16 protein-coding genes are annotated in these 14,487 nt (G+C 53.0%); 11 read left to right on the top strand and 5 right to left on the bottom strand.

The features are described from left to right. Nucleotides 1-180 precede the first annotated feature (180 nt). From MKX64_RS07805 to MKX64_RS07775, 7 genes are all read left to right on the top strand, one after another. Nucleotides 181-1,527: a hypothetical protein gene (locus MKX64_RS07805; RefSeq protein WP_095399221.1), complete on the top strand. Its 1,347-nt coding sequence runs from the start codon at nt 181-183 to the stop codon at nt 1,525-1,527. Between the two features lie 201 nt (nt 1,528-1,728). Beyond that, complete coding sequence (gene sdaAB / locus MKX64_RS07800; RefSeq protein ID WP_341035620.1) at nt 1,729-2,412, top strand: L-serine ammonia-lyase, iron-sulfur-dependent subunit beta; 684 nt, start codon at nt 1,729-1,731, stop codon at nt 2,410-2,412. Then, entirely contained in the window at nt 2,409-3,320 is a 912-nt protein-coding gene (sdaAA, locus tag MKX64_RS07795) for an L-serine ammonia-lyase, iron-sulfur-dependent, subunit alpha (protein ID WP_095264521.1), read from the top strand. Before sdaAB ends, sdaAA begins: the two co-directional genes overlap by 4 nt. Nucleotides 3,321-3,916: 596 nt before the next feature. Beyond that, nucleotides 3,917-5,146: a glycosyl hydrolase family 8 gene (locus tag MKX64_RS07790; protein ID WP_095264522.1), complete on the top strand. Its 1,230-nt coding sequence runs from the start codon at nt 3,917-3,919 to the stop codon at nt 5,144-5,146. Between the two features lie 346 nt (nt 5,147-5,492). Further along, on the top strand, nt 5,493-5,894 hold the full coding sequence (locus MKX64_RS07785) for a DoxX family protein (protein ID WP_095399223.1): 402 nt from the start codon (nt 5,493-5,495) through the stop codon (nt 5,892-5,894). 18 nt (nt 5,895-5,912) lie between these two features. Continuing rightward, nucleotides 5,913-6,539: a nitroreductase family protein gene (locus MKX64_RS07780; protein WP_095399224.1), complete on the top strand. Its 627-nt coding sequence runs from the start codon at nt 5,913-5,915 to the stop codon at nt 6,537-6,539. A gap of 213 nt (nt 6,540-6,752) precedes the next feature. After that, nucleotides 6,753-7,886, top strand: a complete 1,134-nt coding sequence (locus MKX64_RS07775) for a hypothetical protein (protein ID WP_341035619.1) — start codon at nt 6,753-6,755, stop codon at nt 7,884-7,886. A 116-nt stretch (nt 7,887-8,002) separates the two neighbouring features. On the opposite strand, the gene MKX64_RS07770 is transcribed toward MKX64_RS07775, so the two are convergent. From MKX64_RS07770 to MKX64_RS07750, 5 genes are all read right to left on the bottom strand, one after another. Continuing rightward, nucleotides 8,003-8,446, bottom strand: a complete 444-nt coding sequence (locus MKX64_RS07770; protein ID WP_095264525.1) for a DUF6376 family protein — start codon at nt 8,444-8,446, stop codon at nt 8,003-8,005. Between the two features lie 199 nt (nt 8,447-8,645). Beyond that, nucleotides 8,646-9,296: an amino acid ABC transporter permease gene (locus MKX64_RS07765; protein WP_341035618.1), complete on the bottom strand. Its 651-nt coding sequence runs from the start codon at nt 9,294-9,296 to the stop codon at nt 8,646-8,648. 46 nt (nt 9,297-9,342) lie between these two features. Next, nucleotides 9,343-9,957, bottom strand: coding sequence for an amino acid ABC transporter permease (locus MKX64_RS07760; protein WP_425320434.1), 615 nt, complete (start codon nt 9,955-9,957; stop codon nt 9,343-9,345). Between the two features lie 116 nt (nt 9,958-10,073). Next, on the bottom strand, nt 10,074-10,925 hold the full coding sequence (locus tag MKX64_RS07755) for an ABC transporter substrate-binding protein (protein WP_095264528.1): 852 nt from the start codon (nt 10,923-10,925) through the stop codon (nt 10,074-10,076). Nucleotides 10,926-10,952: 27 nt separating this feature from the next. Further along, the gene (locus MKX64_RS07750; protein WP_095264529.1) at nt 10,953-11,681 is read right to left on the bottom strand and encodes an amino acid ABC transporter ATP-binding protein; all 729 of its coding nucleotides are present in this window, start codon (nt 11,679-11,681) and stop codon (nt 10,953-10,955) included. Between the two features lie 184 nt (nt 11,682-11,865). On the opposite strand from MKX64_RS07750, the gene MKX64_RS07745 reads away from it, so the two are divergent. The 4 genes from MKX64_RS07745 to MKX64_RS07730 all read left to right on the top strand — a co-directional run bounded on the left by MKX64_RS07745 (nt 11,866) and on the right by MKX64_RS07730 (nt 14,445). Continuing rightward, a complete protein-coding gene (locus tag MKX64_RS07745) occupies nt 11,866-13,080 on the top strand; it encodes an acyltransferase (protein WP_095264530.1) in 1,215 nt (404 codons plus the stop codon). A 28-nt stretch (nt 13,081-13,108) separates the two neighbouring features. Next, complete coding sequence (locus MKX64_RS07740; protein WP_095264531.1) at nt 13,109-13,585, top strand: pyridoxamine 5'-phosphate oxidase family protein; 477 nt, start codon at nt 13,109-13,111, stop codon at nt 13,583-13,585. A gap of 303 nt (nt 13,586-13,888) precedes the next feature. Then, nucleotides 13,889-14,089 (top strand): cold-shock protein CspD, encoded by a 201-nt coding sequence (gene cspD, locus MKX64_RS07735; protein ID WP_006207896.1) that lies wholly within the window; start codon nt 13,889-13,891, stop codon nt 14,087-14,089. A gap of 119 nt (nt 14,090-14,208) precedes the next feature. Beyond that, entirely contained in the window at nt 14,209-14,445 is a 237-nt protein-coding gene (locus MKX64_RS07730) for a cold-shock protein (RefSeq protein ID WP_095264532.1), read from the top strand. Nucleotides 14,446-14,487 lie beyond the last annotated feature (42 nt).

Genomic DNA, 14,487 nt, shown 5'->3' with positions numbered 1-14,487 from the left:
CCGCCTGTTCCTGTTTGAGGGAGGGCGGCGTTTTTTGTCTGAATACAGCAATGAAAAAAACTGACAAAGCTGGTGACGTTGCGAAAATGGCGGGAGCGAGTATGATTTTAGGTATCCGTTCCTGCCTCAGGGGGTGGGCAGACACGCTTGCGGATAAGAGAATGAAGGGGAGTGGAGAGGATGATTGAACATCATCAGTTACCTATTCATCAGATCCGTATTGGCATTTATGGCACCTCAACCATTGTTGATCGCATTATGAAGGTGATAGCTTCCTTCCCCGTCTTTGCTCCGGTTCCGGTCGTTGTTTCGGAGGAGCAGGAAGCTCCTGAGCTGACGGATCGCATGCAAGGAGAAATGGAGGCTATGCTGCTCGCCGATCCGCTCGCTCAGCGCAAGCTGGCGACAGGCGAATGGCTGCCGCTGCCTGTGTATCCCGTCCCGGTGAACGAGGCCGGATTCTACAGGGCGCTGTTCGCTGCCGAGCGCCAGGGGAAGCTCACCGGCGGCATCTCGGTTGACACGATGCCGGAGGGTGTGGTGAGGCAGGTGATGCAGGCGCTGGATCTATCGAATGTTCAGGCAGTGATATACGCTGGACCTGAACGGGAACCCGGGACTAGTGCCCCGGGTGAGCGCATCGCGGATTTCCATCAGGCCTGGTATGACTCGGGAGCATGCTCCGTTGCGTTAACCGGCATTGAGTCAGTAGCCAGAGAGCTGAGCAAGCGCGGCATCCCGCATGAGCGTGTGCTCCCTTCGGACCAGGATATTCAGATGTCGCTGGAGCAGGCCATGCTGTCCGCCGTCTCGCGCCGCAGCAGGGAAGGGCAGATGGTGGTGGGCATGATCCGCATCGACGATTTTGCTGCCCAGGCCTTGAAGCGCAACAACGAGCATGAGGTGCAGAAGCTGAAACTGGATATCCATCGTATGATGCTGGATTATGTGGAGTCGCTGGACGGCTGCCTGAGCCACTTGGGAGGAGACGAGTATATGTTCTTCACCACGCGCAGCGTTTTCAGGCGGGAGACCGGGGGCTATAAAGCAATTCCGCTGGCAAAGGCTGTGAATAAGACCTATGGCATTTCGCTGAGCATCGGCATCGGATTCGGCCATTCCGCGAGCAGCGCGGGCACGAACGCTCGAATCGCGCTTAGCAAGTCGAAGGAGGCTGGCGGCAACGCCTGCTTCATCATCCGGGAGGATCGCACGCTGATCGGGCCGCTGGCGATGGCTGAGCCGGAACGAGACGCGCTGTCCTTCACGGATGCCTCATTCATCAAGCGGGCGGAGGAAGCTGGCATGGCCAGTGCCTATCTAAGCAAGCTGCTGCATCAGCGCGCCCGGTTCGGGAAATATGAATACAAGGTGCACGAGCTGGCTCATCTGCTCGGCATTACGGTCCGCAGCGCGCACCGGCTGCTGCAGCTGTGGTCAGATCATGATCTGGTCGAGATTTCGGGCATTGAGAAGGTACCGCGGGGCAGGCCTCGGCAAATTTTTAAATTTTCGTTTCTGGAGTAGCCTTGAGGACTGCTATGTAGGGAGATCAAGCCGTTTTGTTACCGGGCGATTCACAACGCAGCAGGCAATGTTAATATGATATGACAGAGGCTCTTCTTGGAACAGCGGGACGAGCAGATGATTCGCGCGGTCATCTGGAACAATCGGTGACGGACTGATACAATGAGGGCATATACAGAAAGAAAGCGGGGACAATCGCGTATGCGGTTTAAAGATGTTTTTTCCATAATCGGACCCAGCATGGTGGGACCATCCAGTTCGCATACCGCAGGAGCGGTGCGAATCGGCAGAGCGGCCCGGCGTATATTCGGAGCGTTTCCGGAGGAAGCCGAAATTATATTCTATGGCTCGTTCGCAGAGACGTACAGAGGGCACGGGACCGATCTGGCGGTGGTCGGGGGATTGATGGATTATGATACAGATGATATGCGAATTCGCAGCTCCATTGAGCTGGCGGAGGCGGCAGGGATGAAATTGACCTTTAAAACCGCTCAAAATGTTGCATTCCATCCCAACACCTTGATGCTGAAGCTGAAGGACGGGCAGCGTGAAGATACGATTGCGGGAGCCTCGATCGGCGGCGGCAGTGTGGAGATGCTTCGGGTGAACGGATTTGATGTCAAATTCACGATGAATTATCCGGTGCTGCTTGTATTCCATGATGATGTGCCGGGCATGGTTGCGCATATCGCCCGCATCCTGGAGGGCGGGGGCGTCAATATCGCCTATATGGATGTGGATCGTAAGGGACGCGGCGGAGATGCCATTACGGTGGTCGAGTCCGATGAGGTCGTGCCGGCGAGTCTGATCGCGCATATTGAAGGCCTGGAGAGCGTGCGCCGCGTCGTGTTCGCCGATTTGACATCGAAGGAGGGGCAGTCATGAAGTTTTCTACACTGCAGCAGATCATCGAAATGTGCAGCGCAGATCAGGTGACGATCGGCGAGCTGATGTTGCGCGAGCAGGTGAGAGAGACCGGGAAGAGCCGGGAGGAAACGTTCAAGCAGATGAAGGATTACTATGCGATCATGAAGGAAGCGGTGCATAGAGGAATTCATGAACCGGTTCCATCCCGCAGCGGTCTGACCGGCGGGGATGCCGTCCGTGTTCACGAGTTCATGACCAGCGGCGTTCCGGCACTGGGTGAAGAAGCCTGCACCGCTTTGGCTTACGCCTTGTCCGTTTCCGAGGTGAACGCCTCAATGGGACGCATCGTAGCTACGCCGACAGCCGGCTCTTGCGGCATTATTCCGGGAGTGTTCGTCAGCACGCAGCAGCGCTATGGCTGGGACGATGACGACATGGTGATGGGGCTGTTCAGCGCCGGTGCGATCGGTTATGTCATCGCCAACAATTCCTTCATCTCTGGCGCCGAGGGCGGCTGTCAGGCCGAAGTCGGCTCTGCGATCGGCATGGCGGCCGGGGCGCTCACGGAGCTGAGAGGGGGCACGCCGGAGCAGGCCGTGCATGCGGTCGGCTTGGCGCTGAAGAACTCGCTCGGCCTGATCTGTGATCCGGTGGGCGGTCTGGTCGAAATTCCGTGCATTGTCCGCAACGGCTTCGGCGCCGTGACGGCGCTGGCTGCCTCGGATATGGCGATGGCCGGCGTCCGCAGCGTCATCCCTTCCGATGAAGTGATTGATGTGATGCTGGAGGTGGGGACGGCTATGCCTTCCAAGCATCGCGAGACAGCCAAGGGCGGGCTGGCGCAAACGCCGACAGGGAAGAAGATTTTGCGTGACCTGTACGGCAAGGACGGCAAGCGGGTCAGGGAGAAGGGCGCGAAGCAGTAGAGGAGGCAGCCTTGGTCCACCGACATTGTCTCACCGACACTGTCGCACCGCGTGCAGCTTCCGGTACGCGAAGCCTTGATGCTTGATGTATGAAGGCGGTCGGCTTGACCACGCGGCCCTGAACGAAGTGATCGCGAATATCCGGAATTAACCGTGTGCAGCGATAAGACATCGACTTGGATATACGGCATGAACAGAGGCTTTCCCGATCGGGGAAGCCTTTTTGGCAAGCCTGGATTTATGTGCATAAAGTACGATTTACAAAAATATACAGCTCACGTATACTTGGACTAACCCACCTTATTCACGCATCCGCACCTGAAGATCTGTCATAAAGTCATGTTGTCTCCTCCTAGGCAGCCACCTTCTAACGCTCGTGATTTTACTTCCTAGTATGCAGCAGTCCGTGCTCGGCATTGGCAAGCAGACCCGCTGAGCCCAGGCTGAGGCGGCAGTGTAAAGCAAGGCGCGGTTTCCATATCCTGCGTAGAATTAGTCGCTCCGAAAGGAGGCTTGCCCGTACACCAGGCGTTACCGCAGGGGGCGAAGCATGCGCCTGAAGGATCCGAATCGAAAAAACAAAGGAGCGATGATGAATGCGAAATGTTCGAATGTCATTGTTTCACAAATGTGTCTCGATGCTCTGTGTTGTCCTCATGATCACCCCGGCAGGCTTTGCGCTTGGAGCGAACAAGCCTTTCCCGCAGCATACTTCGTATACGAGCGGCTCGATCAAGCCGAATCATGTCACCCAGGCGGCGATGGATGATGCGGTCAGAAGCAAGTGGAACAGCTGGAAAAATTCCTTCCTCAAGCCTGCGGGAACCGGGCAATATTACGTACAGTATAATGCTGCCGGAGAAACGGTGTCCGAGGCGCATGGCTACGGGATGATCCTTACCGTATTGATGGCAGGGGACGACCCGAATGCGAAGACTTATTTTGATGGGCTGTATCGCTACTATCGGGCACATCCGAGCAACAATAACCCGTATTTGATGGCGTGGAAGCAGAACAGCAACTTCCAAAATATCGAAGGCGCGAACTCGGCGACGGATGGCGATATGGATATCGCCTATGCTCTGCTGCTGGCGGACAAGCAGTGGGGCAGCAACGACTCCATCAATTATTTGCAGGCAGCCCGCAACATCATCAATGCGATCATGAGCCATGATGTCAATCAAACGCAGTGGACACTGCGTCTCGGTGACTGGGCAACAAGCGGCAATTACAATACGGCGACGCGACCGTCCGATTTTATGCTGAATCATATGAAGGCATTTCGTCAGGCCACAGGGGATGCGAGATGGGACAATGTGATCAATCAGACGTACAGCATCATCCAATCAATATATAACGGCTACAGCCCGAATACCGGACTGCTTCCGGATTTCGTCGTGCGCTCAGGGGGGAGCTACCAGCCGGCAGGGGCCGGATTCCTGGAGGGGCCAAACGACGGCAACTACTATTACAATTCGGCCCGGGTTCCTTGGCGGATTGCAACCGATTATCTGATGACTGGCGATACAAGAGCACTGCAGCAGCTGAACCAGTTGAACACGTTCATTAAATCAACGACGAATGGCAATCCGGCTAATGTGAGGGCAGGCTATCTGCTGAGCGGAGGAGCGCTTGTTTCCTACAACAGCGGGGCGTTCTATGCACCGTTTGGCGTCAGTGCCATGATCTCTTCCAGCCATCAGGCCTGGCTGAATTCGGTGTGGAGCTATACCGTCAATGCATCAACGGAAGCGTATTATGAAGAGAGCATCAAGCTGTTCTCGCTGATGGTGATGTCAGGCAACTGGTGGACATACGAGGGCTGAGCGAAGCGTCAGTCATTCGACAAAGCTACAAAGCTACAAAGCTGCGGTACAGCATAGAAGCCGTCTCTTAGGTACAGTAACCCGAGAGACGGCTTTTTTCGTATTTCAGGTTAGCCAGAATCTGTTGGGGTGGCCTTTTTTTTATTTTTACATAACAGGGTTGACAGCAGTTCTAACTTGCTTTATCTTTGAATAAAGATTAGTAACTAGATAAAAGTTAGTTATTGACGGAAAGGAGTCAGGACGTTGAAGAAGCGTTAGATGCGGGGTGTCAATTTTTTTAAAAATATATCTTTATTTCGAGATAAATACAAAATTATATATTTAATTTAAAGGAGTGTTATAGATGATGGAGCTTGGTTTGTTGATTCTTCGGTTGGTCGTCGGTTTGTCGTTTATGGCGCATGGCGCGCAAAAGCTGTTTGGCTGGTTTGGCGGGTATGGCCCGAAGGGGACTGGCGGCTTCATGGAGTCGCTCGGCCTGAAGCCGGGCGTTGCCGCGGCGGTTGTAGTCGGACTGATGGAACTTCTCGGCGGCTTGCTGTTCACACTCGGTTTCCTGACCGTGCTGGGCTCGATTCTGATCATTATCCCGATGCTGGGAGCGATCGCGAAGGTGCACTGGAGCAACGGTTACTGGGGATCGGCCAACGGTTATGAGATGAATTTGCTTATTATTGCGGTGGCTGTTGCGATTGCTTTAACGGGTGCCGGCGCTTATTCGCTGGATGCGGTCATGTTTAACTAAGGAAAGGGGCGCTCACGGTTGGAATTCACAACATTAATTAAAAATCGCAGATCGTCGAATCTTTTTCTCGAAGGTGTCGACATTCCGGACAGGGATCTTGAAGAAATCTTTCAAGTTGTAAAATATGCCCCCTCCGCGTTTAATTTGCAGCATGCACATTACATCGTGGTCAAAGATGCCGCGGTGAAGAGCAAGGTGTATGAAGCAGCTTTCAAGCAGTATAAAATTCAAAGCGCATCGGCCGTCATCGCGGTGCTCGGGAATCGGGAGGCCTACCGGGATGCAGGCAAAATTCACGAGGGTCTGATGAGCCTCGGTGTCATCGACAAGCAGGAGTACGATATGACGGTGGCTTCCATCCAAAGCTTCTATGAAGAGCGGGGCGAGACGTTTATGCAGGAAGAGGCCATCCGGAATGCAAGCCTGTCGGCGATGATGTTCATGCTCGCAGCTAAAGACAAGGGCTGGGACACCTGCCCGATGATCGGGTTTGACCCGGAAGCTCTGCGTCAGGAACTGAAGATTCCGGACCCTTATGTTCCGGCAATGCTCATTGCCATCGGCAAGGAGAATAGCACCAAGGCGCGTCCGCGCGGATATCGCAAGCCTGTTGCGGAATTTGTGAGCTATAACCAATTTCAATAATTTAGCACTGTCATGACGGTTGTAAGACCACTGTAAATCATGAACAGGCGTTCTGAAGAGGGTGCTGCACGCTGGTAAAGGGCAATTTCTTCGTAAATCGATCAAATTCATAAACAATCCCGCCTTGAATGACGATGATGATTATAGAGGACAGGATCGGACAGTTGGTCCGGTGCTGCAGTGGTTATCGTAACGGTCAAGGAGGGGGAAGGATTGATCAGTCATATAAGAGGAAATTGCCTGGCCAGAGTTGCAGGCCTGCTTCTGCTGCTCATCATTGCTGCCTGCGGCAATTTGGAGAATGCATCTGTACAGGAAACCTCATTGGCAGCTCAGACTGAACAGCCTTCAGCGCATATAGATACGATTAATACACAAGCGCTGGCGAATGAAGAGGAAGGATCGGAAGCGGTTAGTCTTGGGGTATCCGAAGGCGGCTCGGGGGTGCGGGAAGGCCGTGGCGGTGGCAGCCAAGCGAAGCTGAGCGAGCAGGCGGTGGACGTTGTGGCTCAGATGTATGAGGCGCTGGAGGCAGGGAATCAGCCCGCGTATCTCAAGCTGGCGGACATTCCGGAAATGCGCCATTCTCCGGCGAAGACACAGGCACTTTTTGATGAAGCTCGCAAGCGGAAGCCGCATGCTGATCGCTTTAAGCTGCTGGGCAAGCAGGAGCTGGATGAAGAGAGCCGCGAGCTGCTCGATATCACCTATGGCAGTCAGGCTGAAATTGTGCTGGAGGAGCTCAGCCAAGGGGATCGGCACGTGTGGATTGTGACGATATTTCCGGACGGAGCCAAGGTTGTGGACCAGAGCACCATTTACCCGGGGGCCTATGAGTTAGGAAGGAATGCTTCTATCGAAGAGCTGGTTCAGGCAAGCATCCTGAAATTGATTGATGATCGACAATTCCTTGCATCCAAGCATAAAACCCCGTTGTTCACTCCGGTACAGACGGTAGCGCTTATCTACCAGGCTGCGCAGGAGGGGAATGAGGAGGCTTTTTTTGCTGCATGCGGAGGGGAGGAAGGATTCTTTGCAGGCGGCCGTGCAGGGGATATGCTGGAATTCACCCAGTGGATGAGCAAGTTCGGCAGTGTCCTGTCTTTTCCGATCCAGGAGCTGGCCCGCACCCATCTGAACGCGGAGTATACCGCAGAGTATGACGGGCGTTTTGGGCCGGACTGGCATTTTGTAGCCGCAATGGATCCGGATGATCGGTATGCGCACCGCGGGACGTACTGGATTCTGACCCCGAACAACGATGCCACTCGCTATGTGGTGAGAGAAGCCTTTACAACAGAGCTGGATCCTTTCTTGAACGATGCTTTCAAAGCGCAGTTAAGGTAGAGCAGCTGAATAACATATCCCGAATGAAAAAGAGGCTCCGATCCGCTGATAAGGCTGGTTCGGGGCCTCTTCTTGTTATATCCAGCACATCCAGCTGGCGGCTGCGCCTCCTCTGTTTATGGCTGCAGGTTTTCCAGCAAGTTCATCGTTTCATTGATTTTATCGATCGTCTGCATGATTCCGGAATTCTGGAACTCGGTAACGCCGTTCTGAATCTGTTCCATATAGCCGTTAATATCTGTTAACAGTGTATCATTCAAGCTGGTCAGCTGCTCATGGATACTTTGGGCGAGTGCAGGGGCTTCCAGCCCATTGAACTCGGCGATGCGGTTTTTCATCTGTTCCAGCTCCTGCGTGAGCGCCTCCTTCGCCTGTGGATCGGTTGCGGCTTGTCGGGCTAAATCGGGCAAGGACTGGGCAAATTGGGATGCTTCATTGATATAAGTGCCGGCCTCATTGGTATAATCAAGCGATTCGTTGACCGTGTCCAGGACATTACAGCCGGATAAGACGGCAACGATGCATGCGACCCATAATCCATTCATCCATTTACGCAACATGATAGACCTCCTGTCTTTCTGGATTGTGCGTTCTTCCTTAATACGTATTACCCGCGATGAAGGTTTATCTTTTTTTTATGATCGCGTTAGCGCTATTCTAACAGATCGGGCGGATAATAAAAAACCCCCTCTCGCGCTCGGGAGAGACGGGAGGGGATTCGTTGGTACTGATTCAATTGTAAGTAGGATGCTCCGTTGATCAGGTCTGTCTGGCTTCAAGCCGTTTCGCGACCAGAGACAGCGAGTAATTGACGGTAAAATATAGTAATGAGGCAAAGATAAGTGCTGGAATGACGTAAGCGAAGCTTGAGCCGCTCAATACTTGCACGTTCCGCATTAGCTCCGGAAGTGAGATGATCACTGCCAGCGATGTGTCTTTGATCAGGGCGATAAACTGGCTGACCATCGGCGGCGACATGCGGCGCAGGCCCAGCGGCAGAATGATATGCCTGAGGGTCTGCATATAACTTAACCCAGAAGCCCGGGCCGCTTCCACATGGCCTTTGTCCACAGATGAGAGACCACTGCGTACGATTTCGGCAATCATTGCGCCTTCAAATATGCTAAGCCCAACGACGGCGGCCCAAAATACGGGGAGCCGTAGCCCTGTTTGTGGAAGAACAATCCCGATAAAAAAGATGATTAGCAAAAGCGGCAGGTTGCGGATGGTATCTACGATAAAAGCGATGACTGGCGACAGCACAGGAATGCGGGCATAACGTATCGTGCCCAGCACCACGCCGAGAATAAAGCTGAACACAATCGCAAGCCCGGCAACCTGCAGCGTCATCCAGAAGCCCTGCAGCAGAAAGCGCAGATTGGGCCAGGAATAAGCACCGGCAAAATCCAACTCGCCCCACCTCCTCTGTTGTCATTTCATGAATGGACTATTTGATTCATGCATTGCTGCGGGCAAAGCGGCGTTCCATATAATGAACCGCCATGCTAAGCGGTACGGTAAGTACAAGATAGAACAGAGCGACAAACGTATAGACCGGGATCGGCAGGAACGTGTCCGAACTGATCAGGTCGGCATAGTACATGAGGTCAAGCCCTGCTACGACGCCGAGAATGGCAGAGTTCTTCACCAGGTTAATCATCTGGTTGCCTACTGCGGGCAGCACTACCTTAACTGCTTGCGGCAGGACGACATGCCACATGCTCTGCACATAACTCAGCCCGGAGGAGCGGGCAGCCTCGGTCTGTCCCTTGGGCACGGCCTGGATGCCAGCCCGAATGGCTTCCGCAATGAACGAGGAGGTATACACCATCAGGCCGATCGTGCCGGAAGAGAATCCGTCCAGCGGAATGCCTAGAGAAGGCAAGCCGAGAAAGAAGAAAAAGACGACAACCAAAAGTGGAATATTCCGTAAAAACTCGACATAGGCCGCTCCGAACACATTCAGCCAGCGATAGGGCGAAATGCGTAAAATCGCGATGATCGTGCCGATGATCAGACTTCCGATCAGGGCAAGAAGGCTTGCCAGCACGGTCTGACCGAATCCTTGCATGTAGCGGTCCCAATGGTCAAACAGCACGCTGGAATCCCATATGACCAATCACATTCACCTCCTGTTGCTCTAAGTTTGCGGTGTTATATCGGTATTCGGTGATACCATCCCGTCGTTTATTCGGGTTTTACACCCATCCACTGCTCATACAGTCGGTCGTATTCGCCGCTTTCCTTCATCTCGCTCAGCAGCTCATTCACGACGTTAACGAACTCGGTCTCGCCTTTCTTAATCGCCATGCCGTACGGTTCATCGGTGAAATTGCCGCCAACAAGATGATAGTTCGGGTCTTGCTGCTGCATGCCGAGCAGAATGGCGTTATCGGTCGTGAGCGCATCCCCTTGACCGGCTCGCAGGGCTGTAAAGGCATCCTGATAATTCTCAAATTCCAGCACCTGGGCATCCGGCGCTTTCTCTCGGATGTTCTGCGCGGAAGTCGAGCCTTTAACAGCGAGCACCTTCGTATCTTTATTCAGACTTTCCAGTCCGGTGATCGGACTGTCCACCTTGACGAGCAAGGATTGGCCCGCTTCAAAATAGACATCGCTGAAATCCACCTGCTGCTTGCGTTCATCCGTAATGGTCATCGTGGCGATGATGATGTCGATCTCACCGCTTTGCAGGAGCGGGATGCGCGTCTTGGAAGTGACCTCCCGCAGCTCGATCTTCGTTTCATCACCCAGAATTTTTTTGGCCAGCGCTTTGGCAATGTCGATATCGAAGCCCTCAACATTGCCGGTAGCCGGATCCTGGAGGCCGAATAGCTTGGTATCATATTTCACCCCGGCAATCAGCTTATCGCGTTCCTTGATCGCCGCGAGCGTTGCGCCGCCGGCTTCGGAGGAGCTTCCTCCTTCGGATGCGTTGCCTCCCGTAGCGTTGTTGCCGCATGCGGCAAGCACGAGAATGAAGATGAGTGACAGCATAGCTACACTCTGCTTGAATGTTCTTGTAAATCCGTTCTTCATGTATAAGTCCCCCTTGAAATAGGATGATTAATGATGAAGCAAACGACTTAGGAACGTGCGGGCTCTCTCTTCCTTCGGTTGTTTGAAGAAGTCTTCGGATGTGGCATCCTCGACGATCCGTCCCTCATCCATGAATATGACGCGGTCGGCCGCTTCCTTGGCAAAGCCCATTTCATGCGTAACAATCACCATCGTCATCCCTTGATGGGCCAGTGAGCGCATCACATCCAGCACCTCGCCGATCATTTCCGGATCAAGGGCGGAGGTCGGCTCGTCAAACAACATAATTTTCGGGTTCATCGTTAATCCGCGGGCAATCGCCACTCTCTGCTGCTGTCCGCCGGACAGCTGGGAAGGATAGCTGTCGGCCTTGTCGCCAATGCCGACCCGGTTCAGGTAGGTCATGGCTTTCTCCCTGGCCTCTGCATTGGACATTCCAAGCACTTTGACAGGGGCGAGAATGATGTTATCGATGACTTTTTTGTGAGGATACAGATTGAAGTGCTGGAACACCATTCCGATTTCCCGGCGGAAACGATTGATGTCGATCTTCTTGTTGTGGAGGGGGACGCCATTGACAACCAGTTCTCCGTCGGTTATCGTCTCGAGCCGGTTGATGCAGCGAAGCAGCGTGCTTTTGCCGGAGCCTGAGGGGCCGACAATGACGACCACTTCTCCCTGGCGAATCGTCAGGTTGATCTCCTTCAGTACATGAAAACTGCCAAAATACTTGTTGACATGCTTAAACTCAATCAGTCAGAATCGCCTCCTAAAATATGTTAGTTTAGCGTCACCTATGTGTGAGCTTCATTAATATGGAGGTGTTAACCTTATTAAACAAATATGGTTAACCCTGTCTGTACCATACCAATTTCAGATAAATTTAGCAAGAGTTTAGGGGTTTGATGTATAATACATGTCATGAAGGTAGGGGAGAAGGATGGAGAAACGAGCGAAACTGCATGAACTCGATATGGTTCGTGGCATGGCTATTATGGGGGTTATGATGGTTCATGCGACTTCTTTTGCCACGGTCCAGATGCGGGGCGACCGCTTTTTTGGGCTATATAACTTTTTAAACATTTTTTCCAAAGTTGGAACCACAACGTTTATTTTTTTGAGCAGCTTTGTGCTGTTCTACAACTACTTCCGCCGTCCGCTGGACAAGGAGGTTTTTGTCCGGTTTTACCGCAATCGGCTGATGTATATCCTGGTGCCGTATGTGTTGTTTTCGGTGCTGTTTTTTATATTGACCTGGGCAGACAGGGGGCTGGAGTGGAAGGCTGCGGCGATGCTTCAAGACTTCTGGCCTAAACTGCTGACGGGCAAAGCCTACACGCATTTGTATTTTATCTTCATTAATATACAGTTCTACCTTCTGTTTCCAGTTATTCTCCTGTTGCTAAGACGCTATCGGTGGGCGGCAGCATGGAGCGTATGGATCGGGATAGCGCTGCAGTGGCTGTTCTATACAGCCAATGACGCATGGTGGGATGTGACGAACCGGAACAGCTGGTCCTTGTCTTTTCTGTCCTACTATTTTCTCGGGGCTTGGCTTGGCATTTACTTTGATCGTATTCAAATATGGCTGCAGGATACCCGGGATGCGGCCCGGCCGTGGCTCCGGCAGCTTGGCTGGGCGGCGCTGTGGATGGCCTGGCTGGCTGCAGGCATAACCCATGTTGTACTTCGATATCGGGAACGCCTCTATGAGATGGCGTATCATCCGCTGCTGTTTGACGCGTTCTGGAATGTGCATACGCTGGCTACGGCGCTTGTGATGGTGCAGACAGCGCTCTGGCTGCGAGATGTCAGCACCTGGTGGGGCAAAGGGCTTCGCTGGCTTGGCGTTTATTCGTTTGGCGTTTATCTTGTTCATCCGCTCGTCCTGTTCGTCTATCGCAAATTTCCTCCGGTATCGGAGCAGTCCTGGATTCAGCTTGGCTGGTATGCAGGAGGATTGGTTAGTGCGGTGGGCATCTCCGCTCTGCTTGTCTATGGGATGAGCCATATGGGAAGATGGACATGGGCGCTGTTCGGCCGGCTGCCTGGCAACACCCGTCCTCGCGGCAGGGACAATGCACCTGGATCAGGGGCACCAGTCCCCGAGACGCCGGTTCCGGACGGAAGCAGCACGAGCACGCTGCAAGGATAACTGCATGATGAAGGGAGTGTGGAAGGAAATGAGCGAGAACAAGGAGCTGCCGCAAGGACTGTGCGAGTGGCTGAACGGCCGGGATCTGGAATCCAAGTCAGATACCGCGATGGTGCTGCTCACGGTGACGGAGGATGGATGGCCGCATACGGCGATGATCAGTGCGGGCGAGGTCATTGCGCTGGATAGAGGCCGCCTTCGTCTGGCTTTGTGGCCGGGGACGGTGACGGCCGGCAATATGAAGCGGACCGGGCAGGCGACGCTGGTTACCGTTCATGATGGTGCGGTCCACTCCATTCGGCTCCGGGTCAAGGCGCTCCCTGACGTCGAGGGGGCACGCCATCCACGCCAGCGTTTTGCAGCCGACGTTGTCCATGTGCGCGAGGACCGGGCGAAGTATGCCGAGGTGCTGAGCGGGGTCACCTTCCGGCTCCATGACCCTGCCGAAGTGCTCAAGCGGTGGAGCGAGACGATTGCGGAGCTGCGGGAAGAGGAGGCGCGTTAAGCGCTCTGGAATTTTTCCTTCCCATGAACCTCCTTGCTTGTCATAAAATTGGGACAATCGGTATATACTTAGTTATAGGAAGCGGCCTTGAGGCGGCTTCGAAAAAAAGAATATCGAAAATGAAGTGCCGAGTGTTTGCTATCGGACATAAACTGTGGTAATATAGGAATATCGAAATCGACCTGAATTCACATATTGTAGAGGGTTGTCATTTCCGGTAACCTTGTGCAATATGTGAATTTTTTTATTCCGTCTGTGAAGAAAAAAGGTCATATAAATATAGTTTAAAGGAGGACATATCCCATGCAAACAGGAACTGTTAAATGGTTCAATGCAGAGAAAGGCTTCGGTTTTATCGAGGTTGAAGGCGGTAACGATGTATTCGTTCACTTCAGCGCGATTCAAGGCGACGGCTTCAAAACGCTGGACGAAGGCCAACGCGTTGAGTTCAACATTGTTGAAGGCAACCGTGGACCACAAGCTGAGAACGTTGTAAAGCTGTAATGATATGAGGTTGGGCTGCTCTTAATGTGCGACATTAAGAGCAGTCTTTCTTTTATTTGCATCCGCAAAAAAAACGCTGGGGACGATTGTTTAACCAGACAAGGAATGGAGGAGCGCTCATGTATTCACGTAAAAATTCAATGGAAAGTATTCCAGAGGAATTAACGGAGGTTTGGTCATGCACACAGGATGATTGCAAAGGATGGATGCGTGATGACTTCGCGTTTGAAGTGGAGCCTGTGTGTCACCTGTGCCAATCCCCCATGATCAAGGAAACAAGAACTCTGCCCTTGCTTGTCAACACGAACAAACAACAGAAATCCCTTGGAAAAGGGATTCAGATCGAGCGTAAATAGCATAGCCGCCAATGCGTACTACAAGCGGACATCGCGTTACGA

This window comes from Paenibacillus sp. FSL M8-0334 (assembly GCF_038000405.1).
GTDB lineage: Bacteria > Bacillota > Bacilli > Paenibacillales > Paenibacillaceae > Paenibacillus_AQ > Paenibacillus_AQ campinasensis.
Note: the sequence above shows the minus strand (reverse complement) of the source record. Positions and strands in the feature narration are given on the sequence as shown.